Source organism: Rheinheimera metallidurans (assembly GCF_036983985.1).
In the GTDB taxonomy this organism is placed as follows: domain Bacteria; phylum Pseudomonadota; class Gammaproteobacteria; order Enterobacterales; family Alteromonadaceae; genus Alishewanella; species Alishewanella metallidurans.
Map to the genome: position 1 here is coordinate 761,677 of NZ_JALAHQ010000001.1, position 18,655 is coordinate 780,331.

Below are 18,655 nucleotides of genomic sequence, written 5' to 3' on the forward strand. Positions count from 1 at the left end.
AATAAAAAAGGAGCATTTAGCTCCTTTTTTATTGTCATATTATTAGCTAATGGGTGAAGGTAGGGCCGAAACCTGAACTCCATAGCATGGCCGTAGAGGTTAAAACGCACACCAGCAATATTAAACCGCTGGTCACCACTGAGCTGGCATAAATAAAACCACGCTCCTCTGGAATATGCATCATTATTGGTACGCCAACGTACAATAAATAAATTGAGTACGCCAAGCCAATAAGGCCAACAACCATTACTACCCATAGCTCAGGATACAAACCGGCAAAGCCAACCATAAATAACGGCGTTGCGGTGTAAGCGGCAAGTTCAAGAGTTTGTGTATAGGAAGGCGCGGAACCAAAAGTGCGAGCCATCCAGTGGGCAAGTACGGCTAAGGCAAATACCCCAGCAACCAACGCAACATACATTGCGATTGATAATAGTAAAGCACTGTCGGGAGTAAGCATAATGCGATTACCAACGCCGATGCTCCAACCTAAATGTACCGCGGAATAGTAAGCGCAAACTGAGGGTATTAATGCTATTAGTAGAATGTGGATTAAGCTATAACGAAAACTTTCATGTCTTGCATCTATCGTATGCCATTCCTCTTTTGGATGAGCATACAGTCCCCATAAGTGATTCAATATCATAATTATTATCCTTGTCACTAGGTGTAACATCGGGGTTATCTTAAGATAACTTCAGCATCAGTTATGACTAAAATATTCTACTTCGTCAAGTAGCTTGATAGCTTTCATAATCAACTTTTTAGTTTAAGTATCAATAAAAAAAGGAGCCTTGGCTCCTTTTTTGTTTTTAGCGCTCAGTTAATTAGTAAATATCGGGCCAAAGCCGGAGCTCCATAACATCGCTGTTGCCGTTAATACACAGACCAACAGCACTACGCCGCTAGTGACAACAGAAGTGACATAGATAAAACCACGCTCTTCTGGAATATGAATTAGTATTGGTGTACCAACGTATAACAGGTAAACGGAATAAATTAAGCCCAGCAGACCTACAACCATTACTACCCAAAGTTCAGGATAAAGAGCCGCAAAACCAACCATAAATAGAGGTGTTGAGGTATAAGCCGAGAGTTCAAGCGCTTGCGTATAGTTAGGTGTTGCGCCAAAGGTTCGAGCCATCCAGTGCGCTAATACGGCTAAAGCAAATACGCCGACAACTAAAGCGGCATACATAGCTACTGATAGCAATATTGCACTATTAGCCGTAATCATAATGCGTTCGCCAATACCAATGCTCCAGCCTAGGTATACAGCAGAATAGTAAGCGCATACTGAGGGTATTAATGCGATAAGAAGAATATGAATTAAGCTGTAACGAAAGCTTTCATGTCGCGCATCTATGGTATGCCATTCTTCTTTAGGATGAGCATATAATCCCCATAAGTGGTTTAATATCATAATTATGATCCTTGTCACTAGGTGTGACATCGCTGTTATCGTAAGATAACTTTAGATCAGTTATGGCTAAAATGTTTTATTTCGCCACGCATGTTAAGTAAAAATAAGTCAACAAATTACTATCACTACGATAATTTGGTACCAGTTAGTAGATCCGTTATACTGCGAAGCCTGTTTAAAAGCTGAAGTTATCTAATGCTTAACGCTGAAATTCAACAACTTATATTCCCAATACAGCAGTTTTTACATTGTGAAACGCCTATTGCATGGCTAGATGTAGCGGCACTGCCAGAAAATTTAGCTGTGTTATTACAAGACCATTTAATTTGTGAATTAAAAGCAGCGCAATCGGCTATGTACTTAATTCGCCGTTATGCTGCAGATGAGCAAAGTGGTGAGGCTTTGCTGCAGTGGCTTAAACCGTACGAAGATTTTACCTATCGCCAGCAGGGTGATTGGCGTGTACTTGCTGGTTTAAGTTTAAAAAAGTCGATGATAGCGCAAGCTGACACGAAATATGCTCAAGACATTATTGATAAAATGGTGTTGCTGATTAAAGAGGAGTTGCATCATTTTTACCAAGTACTCGAAGTGATGTTTGAGCAAGGTATTAGCTATGAAAAAATTAGCTCAAGCCGCTACGCCAAAGGTTTATTAAAGCATGTTAGAACCTATGAACCGGCTGCGATGGTAGATAAACTTATTTGTGGCGCCTATATTGAAGCACGGTCATGCGAGCGTTTTGCCAAGTTAGCTCCGTTATTGCCAGCAAAGATTGCGGAGTTTTATATCTCATTATTACGTTCAGAAGCGCGGCACTACCAAGATTATTTAGCATTAGCCAATCAGATAGCACAACAAGATATTAGTGAGCGGATTGCGTTTTTCGGTAAAGTTGAGGCCTTACTTATTACCGATCCAGATACTGATTTTAAGTTCCACAGTGGTACGCCCATATAAAGGTATTGGGTGATTAATCTGCTAGGTTAGTAAAGTGCAACTGCCAGTGATTAGCTGTTACGGTTAAGTAACTGCTTTGCGTATACCAATCACCCAATACATAGCGTTCGGCGTTTTGGCCGTTAACGCTAAGTTGATGTACCGCTGGCCTATGTGTATGGCCATGAATTAGTTTTAGCACACCGGCGTTGGCCATAACTCGTGGCACTTCGTCTGGCGTAACATCCATTATTTGCGGTGCGGTTTGATTTATATACTGCTGTTTATGTTTTGCACTTTTCGCTCTAGCTTTACGCGCTAAATGCTGGCGATACGATAATGGTGTACGTAATAACAACCACTGCCACCAAGGCTGGTTCCACCATTTACGAAATTTCTGATAGGCAATATCTAAGGTGCATAGGCTGTCACCATGCATGATTAAAGTGGGTGTGCCGTATAGATTTATCACTTGTTGCGGCGGCAACAGCCGCATACCACAACGCTTAGCGTAAGCGTCGCGCAGCACAAAATCGCGATTACCATGAATAAAATAAACCGGAACACCGCTATTTGATAATTCATGTAGTGCTGCGGCAACTTCAGCCACTAAGGGTTCGGGGTTGTCATCGCCAATCCAGACTTCAAATAAATCGCCCAAAATATATAAAGCATCAGCATGTATTGCTTGCTGCTGCAAGAAGCGCATAAATGCTGCAGTAATATCAGGCCGGTCTGCAGCAAGGTGCAGATCGGCTATAAAGAGCGTATGCGCTTCAGGCGTTAGCATATTAATTAAGCGTGTAATTCAGCTTTTTCGATAATAACCGGTGTTACCGGCACATCGCTATGGCCATTAGTGCGGCCTGTTGCTACTTTTTTGATGCTGTCGATAACATCCATGCCTTCAACCACTTCACCAAATACACAGTAACCCCAGCCAGAGCTTGTTTCTGAACTGAAATTCAAAAAGTCGTTATCGGCAATGTTAATAAAGAACTGACAAGTTGCTGAATGTGGATCGTTAGTGCGTGCCATAGCTATAGTACCTTTAGTGTTAGGTACTTTATTGTTAGCTTCGTTTTTTATAGTAGCTTTAGTTTCCTTCTGTTCCATATCAGCAGTAAAACCACCGCCTTGGATCATAAAACCGTTAATTACACGGTGAAAAATAGTATTGTCAAAAAAACCATCTTTTACGTAACTAATAAAATTTTCTACTGTTATCGGTGCTTTATCAGCAAATAAGTTAAGTTTAATAATGCCGTGGTTAGTGTGTAAGCTAATCATAATTCGAGATCCTCAGTTAAAGTGGCGCTATTCTACCGCAGCTAAGGCAAATCATAAAGCAAGGATAGCCGCGTTAATGCGCTGGTGATACACTAACGGGCTGATCACACATCAGTATTTTGCTGGCTGACGCTCTAGGCCCTAATTAACCCGTTTCGAGGATGGCATGTTACAAATTTTTAATACCCTAAGCAGAAAAAAAGAACAATTCACGCCGATTGAACCTGGCAAAGTAGGGCTTTATGTCTGCGGTATTACAATCTACGACTATTGCCATGTTGGTCACGGCCGTACCTATGTTGCGTTTGATGTGATAAATCGCTATTTACGCTTTAGCGGCTACGATGTCACCTATGTGCGTAATATTACTGATGTTGATGACAAAATCATTAAACGCGCTGCAGAAAATAACGAAAGTTGCGATGCGTTAACTGAACGTTTTACCCAAGCTATGCATGCTGACTTTGCCGCGCTGGGTTTATTACCTGCAGATATAGAACCACGTGTCACTACACATATGGCCGAAATCATCAGTTTAATTGAGCAGCTGCTAGAAAAAGGCTTTGCTTATGTGGCTAAAGACGGTGATGTACTGTTTGATGTGAGTAAATACGCCGCCTATGGTGAGTTAAGTCAGCAAAATTTAGATATGCTTAAATCCGGTGCTCGGGTTGAAGTGGCTGACAATAAAGACGACCCACTTGATTTCGTATTGTGGAAAACCGCGAAGCCGAACGAGCCGTTTTGGCAATCGCCATGGGGTAATGGTCGCCCAGGTTGGCATATCGAATGTTCTGCCATGAGCGCTAAACATTTGGGCCAACATTTTGATATTCATGGCGGTGGTTCTGATTTACAGTTCCCGCATCACGAAAACGAAATTGCTCAGTCAACCTGTGCCCATAGTCATAAGTACGTTAATACCTGGGTACACACAGGTATGGTGCAAGTTGATAAAGAAAAAATGTCGAAATCTTTAGGCAACTTTTTTACCGTTAAAGATGTACTTGCGCAATACAATGCTGAAACCGTGCGGTATTTTCTCTTATCAAGCCATTACCGTAGCCAGTTAAATTATTCTACGGAAAACCTTGAGCAATCTCACGCCGCATTAGGTCGGCTATATACTGCACTGCGTAATGTGGTGCCAACCGAAAACGTAGATATGCATAGCGACTACGTTACGCGGTTTAAAGCGGCAATGGATGATGATTTTAATACACCAGAAGCTTTACCTGTGCTGTTTGAGTTATCACGAGAAGTTAACCGCTTTAAAGAAATCGAACCGGCCAAAGCAGCCGAGTTAGCGGCAGAATTAAAGCTGTTAGCTGGCATACTTGGCTTATTGCAAGGTGATGCCGAACAGTTTTTGCAATCCGGTACCTCTGATGATGATGTTGCTGAAATTGACGCACTTATTGTAAAGCGTAACGAAGCACGCGCCGCTAAAGACTGGGCGGCAGCTGACGCAGCCCGAGACGCATTAACGGCGAAAGGTATTATTGTTGAAGACAAAAATGGTGTAACTAGCTGGCGCAGAGCTTAAGTTGGGCACAACAAAAAACCGCCGTTAGGCGGTTTTTTGTTGTTAGTGTTTATCGTGATAAAGCTCGCAAGCTTCTAAGGTATTTTCAATTAAACTGGCGACCGTCATTGGGCCAACTCCGCCGGGTACGGGCGTAATATAGCGGGCGTGTTTTACCGCTGTTGCATATTCAATATCACCGACTAGCTTACCTGAATCTAACCGATTGATCCCAACATCAATAACTAACGCACCGGGTTTTACCCAGTCGCCGGGAATAAACTCAGGTCTACCCACTGCCACTACCAATAAGTCGGCACGACGCACTTGGGCCTCCAAGTTTTTGGTGAATTTGTGACATACCGTTGTAGTACAGCCGGCTAATAGCAGCTCTAATGCCATGGGGCGCCCCACTATATTCGACGCGCCAACTACTACGGCTTCCATGCCCTTAATATTAACCCCTGTGCTTTGTAGTAGCGTCATAATGCCTTTGGGAGTGCACGAACGCAGCGCGGGCATGCGCTGAGCTAAACGACCGATATTGTAGGGATGAAAGCCATCAACATCTTTATCTGGGTTAATACGTTCTAAAATAGCTGAAGAGTCTAAACCCGCGGGTAGGGGAAGCTGAACTAAAATACCGTCTATGGTATCGTCATTATTAAGCTCATTTATTAGATCGTTAAGTTGTTGCTCACTGGTGTCAGACGGTAAATCATAAGATACTGAGCGAAAACCTACCTCTTCACAGGCTTTACGTTTACTACCCACGTAAACCTGTGATGCTGGGTCAATACCCACTAGCACTACCGCAAGGCTTGGCGGTCGTTTTCCAGCGGCAACGCGCGCTCGAACTTGTGCGGCAACTTTATCTTTTGTTGCTTGGGCAACAGCTTTCCCATCAATTATTTGTGCGGTCATTTGCTTATATCTCTAGCCTATTTTATTACCACATATTTTCGCACAGCTATAAGCAGAACTCCATCTTGAGATGGTTTGGTTGCATTTATCAACAATAGGTTCAAATAATAGGCAATCGATTGCTTTGTGCAAAAAAAGGTTTGACGCTACAGCGACTCAGCTGTAATATCCTGCCCCGTTGCACTAGTGCAGCGAAGTCGGTGATTGGCGCAGCTTGGTAGCGCACTTGGTTTGGGTCCAAGGGGTCGCAGGTTCGAATCCTGCATCACCGACCAATAATAAAACAGTAAGTTTGTAGCTTGGTAGGGTTTTAGATTTTGCGCCCGTAGCTCAGTCGGATAGAGCAACGGCCTTCTAAGCCGTAGGCCATAGGTTCGAATCCTATCGGGCGCGCCATAACAAGTGTAAAAATGTTCAACGGTGGTTGTAGCTCAGTTGGTAGAGCCCCGGATTGTGATTCCGGTTGTCGTGGGTTCGAGCCCCATCATCCACCCCATCCCTTTGTTCTTGCAGTCGGTGATTGGCGCAGCTTGGTAGCGCACTTGGTTTGGGTCCAAGGGGTCGCAGGTTCGAATCCTGCATCACCGACCATTAGATACAGTCAAAAATAAACTTCTTTACTCAATTAAAATTTAAACCACAAAGTAGTTTCAATATGTGTCGCGCTTAATGTATGCTGAATTTAGCTAGTACATTAAGGATAATGTTTGTGGTTATTGCTGAAACTCCGCGTTTACGTATACGTCATTTGCTGGCTACCGATGCCGCTTTCACTTGTCAGTTACTCAATGAACCTTCTTTTATAGATAATATTGCTGATCGAGGCGTACGCTCCGAGCTTGATGCTATGTATTACCTAGCAGAAGGGCCAATTAAAAGTTATCAACAATATGGTTATGGCTTATTTTTAGTTGAAGAATGTGCAAGCCAAATGCCCATCGGGTTTTGTGGTTTGTTATACCGAGAAAAGTTACAAGAAACCGACATCGGTTTTGCTTTTGCGCCCGAATTTTGGGGTAAAGGCTATGCCTTTGAGGCCGCATCTGCGGTAATGCATTTTGGCTATGGCTCATTAAAGCTTAAACGCATAGTTGGCCTTACTAGCGCGAGTAATATTAGCTCAATTAAATTGCTTAATCGCTTAGGATTACGCTTTGAAAAAATGGTGAAAATGACGCCAGAAGACGACTATATTCAGCTGTATTCTTAATTTTGATTACCGGCTCGTTGCACTAGGCTCTCATGTTTTACTAACTTATGGTGGGTATTCATTATGCTTATTGTGCTATAAAATCAATTGTTTATGTGGCCAGATTGCAACCGTTCAAGGCAGACACTCCCGCCTTAAGTGGCACTGAAACGCCATTTTTGTTATTATACCCGCCGGAACAACCATTGGAGGAGTTATGATTAACCCATCCTGGCGTCGGGTCGTACTTAAAGTCGGTAGTGCCCTAATCGCGCCAGAAAACCAGGGGTGTAGTGAGCAATATTTGCGTCCCATAGCCGAATTTATCCGGCAGTGCCGACTAAAGGGTCTCGAAGTGATCCTTGTCTCATCAGGTAGTGTAGCCGCTGGCCGCCACCATTTTAACTTTCAACATCAACGTGTGCCCATAGCGTTAAAGCGCGCTATGGCGGCTGTTGGCCAAAGCGAACTTATGAATTTTTGGAGCAGATGCTTCGATTTCCCTTGCGCTCAGGTATTACTAACACACGGCGATCTTAGCGATCGGGTACGGCATCTTAATATTCAAAATACGCTGCGCCGATTGTTAGATCATCAAGTACTGCCCATAGTTAACGAAAACGATACGATAGCCACAGATGAAATAAAGGTTGGCGATAATGACAACCTTGCCGCAATGGTGGCAACGGTCGCAAACGCGGATGCATTGATAATTTGTTCAGATGTGGCGGGTTTATATACTGCTGATCCAAATAAAGATCCAAACGCCACTTTAATACCTACGGTGCAACATATTAGCCCTGAAATTTATGCCTTAGCGGGTGGGGCATCATCAAATGTCGGTACTGGTGGTATGCGAACTAAAATAGAAGCTGCAGAAAAAGCCGTCGCACATGGGATCGATACCTTAATTATTGATGGTCACCAAGAACAAAGTTTTCAACGTCTTTTAGCGGGTGAAAATCCGGGAACCATTTTTTACGGCCATGCTAATCCTTTGTCGGATAAAAAGCAGTGGGTGCGTCATACGTTAAGAGCTAAAGGCGAAATCTGGGTCGATGATGGTTGCATTGAAGCATTAAGCCAACACGGCGCTTCATTGTTATGCAGTGGTATTGTTAGCATCAAAGGTGAATTTGAATCGGGTGATGCGGTACTAATACGTTGTGCTTTGGGTAAGCGTAAAGTAGCTAAAGGTGTTAGCCGATTTAGCGCTAGCGAGCTATTTTCGATTAAAGGGCAGCAAAGCAGAGATATTGCCGCTTGTCTTGGCTATTGCCCTACCGGCAGTGATGCCGTAATCCATCGCAGCGAAATGATGTTATTGGAGAGAATATGAATACCGATATCGCGGCCAGCATTGCCGCTAAAGCGTCACAAGCTGCTAAAGCTGTCGCTAATTTAACTACCGAACAAAAAAATGCCGTATTACAGAGCATGGCTGACCATATTCGCTGTGCCACAGACAGTATTTTACAAGCAAATAAAGATGAAGTTGCTACAGCCAGTGCTAATGACACCAGTGCAGCGATGCTTGACCGTTTAACATTAACGCCAGAGCGTGTTGAGGCTATGGCTAAAGCCATAGAGCAAATAATCGCGCTACCCGATCCAGTAGGCGCAACTCGGCATATTGAGCAGCGGCCTAATGGCATCAATATTGAAAAACGTCGCATTGCGTTGGGCGTGATCTGCATGATTTACGAAGCACGGCCTAACGTTACCGCAGATGCGGGGGCGCTGTGTTTTAAATCGGGCAATGCGGTTATTTTACGTTGCGGCCGAGAGGCGATTCAAACCAGTTTAGTGATAGCACAAGCTATGCAGCAAGCACTTCGCGAACATCAGCTACCTGATGAGGTTGTTAGCATCGTGCCGGACCCAGACCGTGATTTAATGCTGGCTTTGTTAAAGCAAGCTCAGTATATCGATCTTGTTATTCCGCGCGGTGGAGAAGGTTTAATTCGCTTTGTCACTGAACATAGCCGTATTCCAGTAATTCAACATTTTAAAGGTGTCTGCCATCTGTATGTTGATCAATCAGCAAATTTAAACATGGCGTTAGAGCTACTGATTAACGGTAAGGTGCAGCGCCCAGGTGTGTGTAATGCATTAGAAGGGCTGCTGGTTAATAAGGTGATTGCAGCTGAATTTCTACCTCAAGTCGCCGCTGCATTTTCTCAGCACGACGTGATCGTGCACGCTTGTCAGCAAAGTATCGGCTATTTCGCTCAAGCTCAGCCTATTGCAAACAATGAGTTTGGCCAAGAATACTTAGCTGCAGAAATCGCAATCCGTATTGTTGATGATATCGATGGCGCGATGGCACATATTGACCAGTTCGGTAGCCAACATACCGAAGTTATTTGCACAGAAAATCACACTAATGCAGAGCGGTTTATTCGCCAAGTTGATTCTGCGGTGGTTATGCATAATACCTCTTCGCGATTTTCTGATGGCGGCGAGCTGGGTTTAGGTGCGGAAATAGGCATATCAACCAGCAAACTGCATGCTTATGGCCCAATGGGGCTAGAAGCGCTAACTACCGAAAAATATGTTGTGACCGGTAGCGGACAAACACGTCTTTAGTTGGTAAAAACCACAAAATAGCTAACGCAGTCTGGATAATTTACTGACTAGACTGCGTTTTTTTATGCCACAAAGTTTAGCTAAATCGAGCTTAAGCTAGGGCTCGACGTCAGACATTTACCCCGCTATAATGCCGCGTCCTTTTTTATAACAGGTCTGGTTAGGTATCGTTTTTTTATACTAGACCATACTGCTAAGGCGTTGATTACGCGCCCGTTTTTGAATTTGAGGTAACAAGATGCAAGTTTCTGTGGAAACCACTCAGGGTTTAGAGCGCCAGTTAACGATCACTGTACCGGCCAACAAAATTGATTCAGAAGTAAAAAACCGTTTACGTGATCTGGCAAAACGCCAGCGTATCGACGGTTTCCGTCCAGGTAAAGCGCCTGTAGCATTGATCCAGAAGCGTTATGGCATGGCAGTGTTGCAAGAAGTCGCAGGTGAGCAAATGCAGCGTCATTTCTATGATGCGATTATTGCTAATAAACTTGCTCCAGCTGGCACACCTACGTTTGCACCTGGTCAGTTAGAACAAGGTAAAGACTTAGAATTTAAAGCTACGTTTGAAGTTTATCCAGAAATAGAAGTTAAAAACTTAGATAAAATAGCCGTAGACAAACCAGTAGTAGAAATAGCTGACGCAGATATGGCGAAAATGCTAGATACCTTACGTAAGCAACACGCTACGTGGGAAGAGAAAAAAACTAAAGCCGCAAAAGGCGATCGCGTTGTTATTGATTTCGTTGGCTCTATTGATGGTGAAGAATTTGAAGGCGGTAAAGCCACAAACTTCAATCTAGATTTAGGCGAAGGCCGTATGATCCCAGGTTTTGAAGACGGTATCATTGGCAAAAAAGCCGGTGAGCAAGTTACGGTTGACGTTACTTTCCCTGAAGAATACCACGCTGAAAACTTAAAAGGTAAAGCGGCTAGCTTCGCTGTTACTGTAAATAAAGTAGAAAAGCAGGTACTGCCTGAGCTTAATGACGAGTTCGCAGCGTTGTTTGGTTTAGAAACCGCCACTATCGATGCGTTAAAAGTTGAAGTACGCAAAAATATGGAACGTGAGCTAAACCAAAACATTAAAGCAAAAGTAAAAGAACAAGTGATTAAAGGCTTATTAGCCAATAACGACATTGAAGTACCACAAGCTTTAATTAGTGGTGAAGTTGATGTGTTGCGTAAACAAGCTATGCAGCGCTTCGGTAACAATATGGACCCGAAACAATTACCAGAATTGCCAGCATCATTATTTGAAGAGCAGGCAAAAGATCGGGTTAAAATTGGTTTGTTGCTGGGTGAAATAATTAAAACTAGCGAATTGAAAGTTGACGACAAGAAAGTTCAAGAATTAATTGAAACGGTTGCGTCTGCTTATGAAGATCCGCAAGAAGTAGTGCAGTACTACAATAGTAATAAAGAGTTATTACAGAGCATGCGTAACGTAGCACTGGAAGAACAAGCTATTGAAGTTGTTTTAGCTAGCGCGAAAGTAACCGAACAAAAAGCGGCGTTTGACGAGATAATGAACCCGCAAGCCGCCAACTAATATTGACTTATTTGGGCTTGACGGCTTTAATGGCTCGGACAACAGTTCGGGCCATTTTATTTTCTGCGACAATAAAACCCAGCCATTTAGAGGGAATCCTACAACATGTCTATGCCGAATCATCTTAATGATATCGTAAACGCTTTGGTACCAATTGTTGTTGAACAAACTGCGAAAGGTGAGCGTTCTTATGATATTTACTCACGTTTATTAAAAGATCGTATTATATTTTTGACAGGCCAAGTTGAAGATCACATGGCCAATCTAATTGTGGCGCAATTGTTATTTTTAGAGTCAGAAAACCCAGAAAAAGATATTTATATTTATATTAATTCACCAGGCGGATCGGTTACTGCTGGCTTATCAATATACGATACCATGCAGTATATCAAACCAAATATTTCCACCATTTGTGTAGGTCAGGCGGCCAGTATGGGCGCATTCCTATTATCTGGTGGCGCTAAAGGCAAGCGTTATATTTTGCCAAATGCACGGGTAATGATCCACCAGCCTTTAGGCGGCTTTCAAGGCCAAGCTACTGATTTTGAAATACATGCTCGTGAAATTTTGGGCATAAAAGAAAAGTTAAACCGTTTAATGGCCGAGCATACTGGCAAGACTTATGAACAAGTATGTAAAGACACCGAGCGTGATAATTTCTTAAGTGCACAACAAGCCTTGGAATATGGCTTAGTAGATGCCATATTTACTAACAGAGACGCGAAGTAATCATTTTATGCAGTCAGTAATAGCTGACTGCTCCGTAGTAAAAGAGGTAGTTACATGTCTGATCACCGCACTGACGGCGATAAGAGCGGTAAACTGTTGTACTGTTCTTTTTGTGGCAAATCACAGCATGAAGTGCGTAAATTGATCGCAGGCCCACAGGTTTATATTTGTGATGAATGTGTTGATTTATGCAATGACATTATTCGCGAGGAAATTAAAGATATTTCTCCGAAACGCGACGCTGATAAATTACCAGTGCCGAAAGAGATCCGAGCGCACCTTGACGATTATGTAATCGGTCAAGAACACGCTAAAAAAGTACTAGCTGTTGCAGTTTATAATCATTACAAACGTTTACGTAGTGCACAGCACAAACAAGACGTTGAGCTAGGTAAGAGTAATATCTTATTAATTGGCCCTACGGGCAGTGGTAAAACCTTACTTGCTGAAACCTTAGCACGCTTATTGGACGTACCCTTTACTATGGCCGATGCCACAACCTTAACTGAAGCCGGTTATGTTGGTGAAGACGTAGAAAATATTATTCAAAAGCTGCTGCAAAAATGTGATTACGACGTCGAAAAAGCACAGCGTGGTATTGTTTACATTGATGAAATAGACAAAATTTCACGTAAATCAGATAATCCGTCTATTACCCGAGATGTATCTGGTGAAGGTGTGCAACAAGCGCTACTAAAACTGATCGAAGGTACTATTGCTTCAGTACCACCGCAAGGTGGGCGTAAGCACCCGCAACAAGAGTTTTTGCAGGTAGATACCTCTAAAATTTTATTTATTTGTGGTGGTGCGTTTGCTGGCTTAGATAAAGTAATCGAGCAGCGCTGTGCTAAAGGCTCAAGTATCGGTTTTGGTGCAGAGGTGCGCAGCAAAGAAAGCACACGTAGCATCAGCGAATCATTTCGCGATGTCGAGCCAGAAGATCTAGTTAAGTATGGCCTTATTCCTGAGTTTATTGGCCGCTTGCCGGTAGTGGCAACGCTAACTGAACTAGATTTAGCCGCGTTAGTTACTATTCTTAGCGAACCCAAAAACGCAGTGGTTAAGCAGTTTGCTGCCTTATTTGCCATGGAAGATGTTGAGCTTGAGTTCCGTGAAGATGCGTTAAAAGCGATTGCGCAAAAAGCGATGGAACGTAAAACCGGTGCTCGCGGCCTGCGCTCAATCCTAGAAGCTGTGTTGCTTGATACCATGTACGAGCTGCCATCAATGAAGGATGTTACTAAGGTTGTTATTGATGAAACGGTGATCCGCGGTGAAAGCACGCCGATTTTAATTTATCAAAGCAACGAGCCAGTTGTGGCTGAATCACACTAAAATAGTGTCAGAGCAACATTTTTTATAAAAAAGGAGCTGATTTAGCTCCTTTTTCGTATTGGTAATTGAAGTTTTTAAAACGAACCCCATATACTTAAATATATTCGCGCCTGCAGAAACTAAATTCGAGAGAGAATTCATGACATCAGAAAATGCTGAACGTTTGCATATGCCCGTGTTGGCACTGCGCGACGTTGTCGTATATCCCCATATGGTCATTCCATTGTTTGTTGGACGGGCAAAGTCTATAAAATGTTTAGATGCCGCGATGGACAACGATAAGCAAATCTTTTTGGTCGCGCAAAAAGATGCCACCTTGGATGATCCAGCCGCTACCGATTTATACCAAGTTGGTACCGTAGCGACTATTTTACAATTATTAAAACTGCCAGACGGTACGGTTAAAGTGTTAGTTGAAGGCAGTCGCCGTGCGCGGTTGGTTGAGTTTACTGAAACCGACGCCTCATTTGCCGCCTATGTCGATATTATTGAAACGGCTGAGGTTGATAGCAGCGAGCAAGAAGTATTCTTACGCTCAGCGATTAATCAGTTTGAAGGTTACATTAAGCTTAACAAGAAGATCCCACCAGAAGTGCTAACCGCATTAAGCGGTATCGATGAGCCTGCGCGTTTAGCGGATACTATGGCTGCACATATGCCATTGAAGGTCGAAGATAAGCAAAAAGTACTGGAAATTTTCGACGTAACCGAACGGTTAGAATTTTTAATGGCGATGATGGAAAGCGAAATTGATATTCTTCAAGTTGAGCGCCGTATTCGTAGCCGCGTTAAAAAGCAAATGGAGAAAAGCCAGCGCGAGTATTATCTGAATGAACAGATGAAAGCCATTCAGCGCGAGCTGGGCGAGCTAGAAGACGCGCCTGACGAATTTGAAACCCTAAGCAAGAAAATTGAAGAAGCACAGATGCCGGCCGAGGTTGCAGATAAAGCTAAAGCTGAACTGCAAAAACTAAAGATGATGTCACCGATGTCAGCTGAAGCTACCGTAGTGCGCAGTTATATCGATTGGTTGGCTAACGTACCGTGGAAAAAACGCAGTAAAGTGAAGAAAAACCTAGCGGTAGCCGAGCAAATTCTTAATGCCGATCACTATGGTTTAGAAAAAGTTAAAGAGCGTATTGTTGAGTATCTTGCCGTGCAACAGCGGGTAAACAAGTTAAAAGGGCCGATTTTATGTTTAGTTGGACCACCAGGCGTAGGTAAAACCTCGCTGGGGCAGTCTGTAGCTAAAGCCACTGGCCGTAAGTATGTACGCATGGCCTTAGGTGGTGTGCGAGATGAAGCTGAGATCCGAGGCCACCGTCGGACCTATATCGGTTCAATGCCAGGCAAAATTATTCAGAAGATGGCTAAAGTAGGGGTACGTAATCCGCTATTTTTACTCGATGAAATCGATAAGATGGCATCAGATTTCCGTGGTGATCCGTCAGCGGCGTTGCTTGAGGTACTTGATCCTGAACAAAATACCGCTTTTAGTGATCACTATCTGGAAGTTGATTACGATCTATCTGATGTAATGTTTTTTGCTACCTCTAACAGCCTAAATATTCCGGCGGCGTTACTCGATCGTATGGAAGTAATACGGCTGTCGGGTTACACCGAAGATGAAAAGTTGAATATTGCTAAGCAGCATCTTATCAACAAGCAAATCGGCCGTAATGGTTTAAAAGCCCATGAAATTGTTATTGAAGACAGTGCAATTATAGGCATTATTCGTTATTACACCCGCGAAGCGGGTGTGCGTAGTCTTGAGCGTGAAATTTCTAAATTATGCCGCAAAGCGGTAAAACAAATTCTGTTAACTAAAGGTTTAAAACAAGTCGTTATTAACCAGAAAAACCTCGAGGATTTCCTTGGTGTGCAGCGCTACGACTACGGCAAAGCCGAAGACAGTAATCGCATAGGCCAAGTAACAGGTTTAGCTTGGACCGAAGTTGGTGGGGATTTACTTACCATAGAAGCGGCATCGGTGGTAGGTAAAGGCAAACTAACCTTTACCGGCTCTTTAGGCGACGTTATGAAAGAGTCGATTCAAGCCGCGATGACTGTGGTGCGAAGCCGTGCCGAAGGCTTACGCATTAATGAAGATTTCTACGAAAAACGCGACATTCACGTACACGTACCTGAGGGCGCAACACCAAAAGATGGCCCCAGCGCCGGTATTGCCATGGTAACAGCACTGGTATCTAGCCTTACTGGTAACCCTGTGCGTTCAGATGTCGCCATGACCGGTGAGATAACCCTAAGGGGTGAAGTGTTACCTATTGGCGGATTAAAAGAGAAGCTGCTAGCGGCGCATCGTGGTGGTATTAAGCGGGTATTAATTCCTCACGATAACGTACGCGATTTAAAAGATATCCCTGATAACGTGAAAGGCGACATTGAAATTTGTCCTGTAAAATGGATAGACGAAGTGCTTGAACTGGCGTTGCAAGAGCCTTTGAGCCGTGTTTCAGTGCCAGAAACGGTAAAAAAATCAGCAAAAAGCAAAAAAACGGAAAAAAATCCTAATTAGGGGCTTTTCATTCCCGTTGGCTGTGCTAAGTTATGAAAAGTTTCGATAAAGCCCTTGCTATACAAGGGCTGCAGTCAAAGCAGGAAATATTGGTTTTGGCGCTTCTTTTGCTTGCAAGCTCATAAAATGCTTGTTATAACGAAGAAGCTCACTTACAAGACTAGTGAAGTGTAGCCGTTTAAAATAATAACAATTGAAGGGGATGATATTGTGAACAAGTCTCAACTTATCGACAAAATTGCTGCTGGTGCAGACATTTCTAAAGCAGCAGCAGGTCGTGCTTTAGATTCGTTCATTGATGCTGTTACCGAGGCTCTTAAGGAAGGCGACTCTGTAGCATTAGTTGGTTTTGGTACATACAGTGTACGTGAGCGTGCAGCCCGTACTGGCCGTAACCCGCAAACTGGTGCAACTATTCAAATCGCTGCTGCGAAAATTCCTTCTTTTAAGCCAGGTAAAGCATTAAAAGACGCCTGTAACTAATCTCGGTTTTGTTTTAACGACAAAACCTAGTTGGAAGCGCAATCAATCGGATCGGCTGCTTAGTCAAAACGGTTTAAAAGGCTTTAGAATATAATAGCCACTGCCTTCCAAGGCTTCTCTAAGAAAAGCGCATCTGTTAAGATGCGTTTTTTTTTACGGCAACAACGCAGCTGTAATGTTGTCTCCCAGCCGCTTAAAGTGAATAAAGAGATCGCGCTAAGATGTTAGAAAAAATCAGAGAAGGCTCACAAGGAGTTATTGCCAAGTCTATTTTAGGCTTAGTGATCCTCACATTTGCCCTAGCAGGTGTGGGCAGTTATTTAAGTACGCCAGCAGAAACTAATGTGGCTGAAGTTAACGGTGAAAAAATTAGCCGTGAAGACTTTGAGCAGGCGTTTCAAAATGGCCGTGCTCGTATGCAACAGCAATTTGGCGAAATGTACGCAGCATTATCCGCTGACAGTGCCTACATGAATAAGTTTCGTAGTGACATTCTAGAACGACTTATTGATGAAACCTTACAGAAGCAACTTGCTGCTAAACTGGGTTTACGTGTTAGTGATGAGCAAATACGCCAAACTATTCGCGGTATGGCTGAGTTTCAGGTTGATGGTCAGTTCAATAACGACCGCTACTTAGCGCTATTGCGCCAAGTTGGTTACCAGCCAGAACAGTTTCGCGAAATAATGCGAGTGCAATTGTCACGTAGCCAATTAATTAGCGGCTTAGTTGAAAGTGAATTTGCCACAGCTAAAGAAATGCAGATGTTGATTAAGTTACAACAGCAGCAACGTGATATCAGTTTTATCCGCTTTAGCGCTGCAAATTATGCGAATAAAGTGACATTAACTGAACAAATGCTACAGGATTACTACACGACAAACTTAGCTCCGTACGAAACAGAGCAAAAAGTAGCAGTAGAGTACATCGAAATTTCTGCAAATACGCTAGCATCTAATGAGAATGTAACGCCCGCTGAAATTGAAGCTTATTATCAAGCGAATAAATCGCGCTATATGGTTGAAGAGCGCCGCCAGGTTGCGCATATTATGCTTGAGTCTGAAGAAGATAACAGCGATATAAAAGCACAAGCTGACGCTTTATTAGCGCAAATTAAAGCCGGTGCAGATTTTGCTGAACTAGCTAAAACTAAATCAGCTGATACTTTTTCTGCAGAAAAAGGTGGTGTATTAGACTGGTTAGCTGTTGGTGATATGGACGCCGATTTTGAAAAAGCCGCGTTTGCGATGCAACAAATTGGTGAACTTAGTGGTGTTGTTAAAAGCGCTTATGGTTATCACATTATTAAGTTGGTAGCGTTAGAGCCTGCCCAAGTACAAGCCTTGGCTGACGTATCAGCAGAGATTGCTGAAAAAATAAAGCAAGACCGCGCTAGTACTGCATTTTATGAGTTACAACAGCGTTTGTCTGAAGTTAGCTTTGAAGTGCCAGATACGCTAGAAGATGCCGCAGAAGCAACGCAACAAAAGGTTATGAGTACGCCGTTGTTTAGCCGTAATGAGGCCACAGCGCCGCTGTCAGAGCCTGCAGTGATGAATAAGCTGTTTGATGCAGGTTTTATTCAAGAGCGATTAAACAGTGAGTTAATTGAGTTAGGTAAAGAACGGTCGATAGTCGTTCGAGTAAAAGATTATCAACCGGCACGTATCCAGAGTTTTGACGAAGTTAAAGCACAAGTTGAAGCAGCGGTTCGTGCAGAGCAAAGCGCGTTACTTGCGAAGCAACAAGCCGAAACCGCATTAGCCGATATTGCTGAAAACGGTTTAGCTAAGCAAGCAGAGCAGCTTGGTGTAACACTGGAACAGGCACTAGATACACCGCGCTTTGGCGGCACCTTAGATGCTGAAATTCGTGCGAAAGCCTTTGCCATGGCGCGCCCGGTTGATAAACCGACGGTTGAATTATTAACACTTGCCAATGGTGACAGTGCGCTGGTTTCTGTACTGGCTGTAAAAGATAGTGATGTTACGGTTGTTCCAGAGCCTGCTCAGCTAGATCGCTTAGCCCAGCAACAAGCTGAACAAACGTTTGCTGCCCTAATCGCATCGATGAAAGCTAAAGCAACTATTACGCGTAATTTACGCGCTGCGCAAAATGCAGAGATGTAATAGATAATAGTGAAA

General features: G+C 43.3%; 16 protein-coding genes and 4 tRNA genes. 15 read left to right on the plus strand and 5 right to left on the minus strand.

Features of this window, described 5'->3' with window-relative positions; all coding sequences use genetic code 11:
• Window positions 1–46 precede the first annotated feature (46 nt).
• Together MN199_RS03635 and MN199_RS03640 are read right to left on the minus strand one after the other, a co-directional pair.
• Window positions 47–646: a Yip1 family protein gene (locus MN199_RS03635; RefSeq protein ID WP_335738439.1), complete on the minus strand. Its 600-nt coding sequence runs from the start codon at window positions 644–646 to the stop codon at window positions 47–49.
• A 177-nt stretch (window positions 647–823) separates the two neighbouring features.
• Window positions 824–1,423 carry a Yip1 family protein gene (locus MN199_RS03640; protein WP_335738440.1) on the minus strand — a complete coding sequence of 200 codons (600 nt, stop codon included), beginning with the start codon at window positions 1,421–1,423 and terminating at the stop codon, window positions 824–826.
• Window positions 1,424–1,618: 195 nt separating this feature from the next.
• Here MN199_RS03640 and miaE point away from each other — a divergent pair, with 195 nt between their 5' ends.
• The gene (gene miaE / locus MN199_RS03645) at window positions 1,619–2,383 is read left to right on the plus strand and encodes a tRNA isopentenyl-2-thiomethyl-A-37 hydroxylase MiaE (RefSeq protein WP_335738441.1); all 765 of its coding nucleotides are present in this window, start codon (window positions 1,619–1,621) and stop codon (window positions 2,381–2,383) included.
• Between the two features lie 13 nt (window positions 2,384–2,396).
• Here miaE and MN199_RS03650 read toward each other — a convergent pair whose 3' ends face one another.
• Together MN199_RS03650 and MN199_RS03655 are read right to left on the minus strand one after the other, a co-directional pair.
• Window positions 2,397–3,152, minus strand: a complete 756-nt coding sequence (locus MN199_RS03650) for a UDP-2,3-diacylglucosamine diphosphatase (protein ID WP_335738442.1) — start codon at window positions 3,150–3,152, stop codon at window positions 2,397–2,399.
• Window positions 3,153–3,157: 5 nt separating this feature from the next.
• Window positions 3,158–3,652 carry a peptidylprolyl isomerase gene (locus MN199_RS03655; protein WP_335738443.1) on the minus strand — a complete coding sequence of 165 codons (495 nt, stop codon included), beginning with the start codon at window positions 3,650–3,652 and terminating at the stop codon, window positions 3,158–3,160.
• Between the two features lie 166 nt (window positions 3,653–3,818).
• Here MN199_RS03655 and cysS point away from each other — a divergent pair, with 166 nt between their 5' ends.
• Window positions 3,819–5,198 (plus strand): cysteine--tRNA ligase, encoded by a 1,380-nt coding sequence (cysS, locus tag MN199_RS03660; RefSeq protein WP_335738444.1) that lies wholly within the window; start codon window positions 3,819–3,821, stop codon window positions 5,196–5,198.
• Window positions 5,199–5,240: 42 nt separating this feature from the next.
• On the opposite strand, the gene folD is transcribed toward cysS, so the two are convergent.
• The gene (gene folD / locus MN199_RS03665) at window positions 5,241–6,101 is read right to left on the minus strand and encodes a bifunctional methylenetetrahydrofolate dehydrogenase/methenyltetrahydrofolate cyclohydrolase FolD (protein ID WP_132582487.1); all 861 of its coding nucleotides are present in this window, start codon (window positions 6,099–6,101) and stop codon (window positions 5,241–5,243) included.
• Between the two features lie 198 nt (window positions 6,102–6,299).
• Between folD and MN199_RS03670 the strand changes: the two genes are divergently transcribed.
• The 13 genes from MN199_RS03670 to MN199_RS03730 all read left to right on the plus strand — a co-directional run bounded on the left by MN199_RS03670 (window position 6,300) and on the right by MN199_RS03730 (window position 18,640).
• Window positions 6,300–6,376, plus strand: a tRNA-Pro gene (locus tag MN199_RS03670).
• Between the two features lie 44 nt (window positions 6,377–6,420).
• Window positions 6,421–6,497, plus strand: a tRNA-Arg gene (locus tag MN199_RS03675).
• Between the two features lie 24 nt (window positions 6,498–6,521).
• A tRNA-His gene (locus tag MN199_RS03680) sits at window positions 6,522–6,597 on the plus strand.
• 18 nt (window positions 6,598–6,615) lie between these two features.
• Window positions 6,616–6,692: transfer RNA gene (locus MN199_RS03685), tRNA-Pro, on the plus strand.
• A 118-nt stretch (window positions 6,693–6,810) separates the two neighbouring features.
• Entirely contained in the window at window positions 6,811–7,311 is a 501-nt protein-coding gene (locus tag MN199_RS03690; protein WP_207903145.1) for a GNAT family N-acetyltransferase, read from the plus strand.
• Between the two features lie 196 nt (window positions 7,312–7,507).
• A complete protein-coding gene (proB, locus tag MN199_RS03695) occupies window positions 7,508–8,629 on the plus strand; it encodes a glutamate 5-kinase (RefSeq protein WP_132582491.1) in 1,122 nt (373 codons plus the stop codon).
• A complete protein-coding gene (locus MN199_RS03700) occupies window positions 8,626–9,879 on the plus strand; it encodes a glutamate-5-semialdehyde dehydrogenase (RefSeq protein ID WP_335738445.1) in 1,254 nt (417 codons plus the stop codon). The genes proB and MN199_RS03700 overlap by 4 nt, the downstream gene beginning before the upstream one ends.
• Window positions 9,880–10,117: 238 nt before the next feature.
• Window positions 10,118–11,428, plus strand: a complete 1,311-nt coding sequence (gene tig / locus MN199_RS03705; RefSeq protein ID WP_132582495.1) for a trigger factor — start codon at window positions 10,118–10,120, stop codon at window positions 11,426–11,428.
• 105 nt (window positions 11,429–11,533) lie between these two features.
• Window positions 11,534–12,157 carry an ATP-dependent Clp endopeptidase proteolytic subunit ClpP gene (clpP, locus tag MN199_RS03710; RefSeq protein ID WP_207903146.1) on the plus strand — a complete coding sequence of 208 codons (624 nt, stop codon included), beginning with the start codon at window positions 11,534–11,536 and terminating at the stop codon, window positions 12,155–12,157.
• A gap of 54 nt (window positions 12,158–12,211) precedes the next feature.
• Window positions 12,212–13,492 (plus strand): ATP-dependent protease ATP-binding subunit ClpX, encoded by a 1,281-nt coding sequence (clpX, locus tag MN199_RS03715; RefSeq protein ID WP_132582497.1) that lies wholly within the window; start codon window positions 12,212–12,214, stop codon window positions 13,490–13,492.
• Window positions 13,493–13,631: 139 nt separating this feature from the next.
• Window positions 13,632–16,028 carry an endopeptidase La gene (gene lon, locus MN199_RS03720; RefSeq protein WP_335738446.1) on the plus strand — a complete coding sequence of 799 codons (2,397 nt, stop codon included), beginning with the start codon at window positions 13,632–13,634 and terminating at the stop codon, window positions 16,026–16,028.
• Window positions 16,029–16,238: 210 nt separating this feature from the next.
• Window positions 16,239–16,511, plus strand: coding sequence for a nucleoid-associated protein HU-beta (gene hupB, locus MN199_RS03725; protein WP_132582501.1), 273 nt, complete (start codon window positions 16,239–16,241; stop codon window positions 16,509–16,511).
• A 221-nt stretch (window positions 16,512–16,732) separates the two neighbouring features.
• A complete protein-coding gene (locus MN199_RS03730) occupies window positions 16,733–18,640 on the plus strand; it encodes a SurA N-terminal domain-containing protein (RefSeq protein WP_335738447.1) in 1,908 nt (635 codons plus the stop codon).
• Window positions 18,641–18,655: the final 15 nt, after the last annotated feature.